The following is a 1172-nucleotide window of genomic DNA, read 5'->3' as shown; positions in this document are numbered from 1 at the left end:
TGAAACCTCGGTTTGCATTTGTCGCGGCGGCTCTTGCCGCCGGTCTGTTCGCCAGTTCCCTGGAAGCAAGGTCGCAAGAGCGCAGCTGTCGCAGTACCGATCCCGTCGACACGATAAAGGAGATGTCGGACGCGATCTATGCCTGCTGGAAGCCGCCACCCGGAACCGCGGGCATGTCCCTCACGCTGCGGTTCTCGCTTCGCCGCAACGGCACGCTGATCGGCAAACCTCGCGCCACATATTCCGATCTGGGAACCGATGCCCAGCGCAGCCGGGCCTTCGTGGCATCCATCCTCAGGGCACTCGATGACGCTCTGCCATTGCACTTTTCGGACAGCATGGGCGAAGCAATTGCGGGGCGCATGCTTGCCCCTCGGTTCACGGCAGCCCTTGAAGGTGCGTCCTAATGCAAGTCGGTGATGTGCCCTGAAACGGGCGGGTTCTGTGGCTGGAACATCTTGCCGCGCTCGGCGATGAAGATCATCAGCAGCGCGGCGACCGAGACGCTGCAGAAGCCGGCGGCCAGCGGCGTCACCGTGCCGTTGAAGGCCTGGCCGATCAGCGTACCGAGAATGCCGCCGAGAAACGTCTGCATGAAACCGAGGATCGACGAAGCCGTGCCGGCCAGTTGGCCGAGCGGCTCCATGGCCAGCGCGTTGAAGTTCGCGCCGAGCGCACCGAATGGAAGCATGGCGCAGGCAAAGAAGGTGATGAACAGCCAGAGCGGCATCTTCATCTCCAGCGAAATCACCAGCCAGGCAAGGCTGATGACCAGGAACAGCAGCAACGCACTCTGCGACAGGCGGCGCATGCCGATGCGACCGACAAGGCGCGAGTTCAGAAAGTTGGAGAAGGCGAGCACGCCCGCAACCCCGGCAAAGATGACCGGGAACATCTCGCCGACTTTGAAAATGTCGACATAGATCTGCTGCGCCGAAGCGATGAAGCCAAACATGGCGCCGAAAATGAAGGTGCTGGCGAAGGCATAGCAGATCGCAATGCGGTTGGTGAGAACGATACGAAACCCGCCGACAATGGAGTTGAGCGTCAGCGGCCGGCGATGTTCGGGATGCAGCGTTTCAGGAAGGCGCAGCAGCGACCAGGCCGAGACGAGCAGCGCACCGACGGCCATGGTGACGAAGATCCAATGCCAGGTCGCAAACAGCATGATA

2 protein-coding genes are annotated in these 1172 nt (G+C 61.5%); one reads left to right on the top strand and one right to left on the bottom strand.

The annotated features are described in order from the left end of the window. On the top strand, window positions 1-407 hold a 407-nt coding region (locus ENZ74_RS32395; protein WP_245471061.1), incomplete at its 5' end, for a hypothetical protein. Here the strand turns inward: ENZ74_RS32395 and ENZ74_RS32390 are convergent. Beyond that, a partial coding sequence (locus ENZ74_RS32390) for a multidrug effflux MFS transporter (RefSeq protein ID WP_164761426.1) occupies window positions 404-1172 on the bottom strand: 769 nt, incomplete at its 5' end. The genes ENZ74_RS32395 and ENZ74_RS32390 overlap by 4 nt on opposite strands.

It is taken from the genome of Mesorhizobium sp. M7A.F.Ca.CA.002.15.2.1, assembly GCF_003998715.1.
Lineage (GTDB): Bacteria > Pseudomonadota > Alphaproteobacteria > Rhizobiales > Rhizobiaceae > Mesorhizobium > Mesorhizobium ciceri.
Note: the sequence above shows the minus strand (reverse complement) of the source record. Positions and strands in the feature narration are given on the sequence as shown.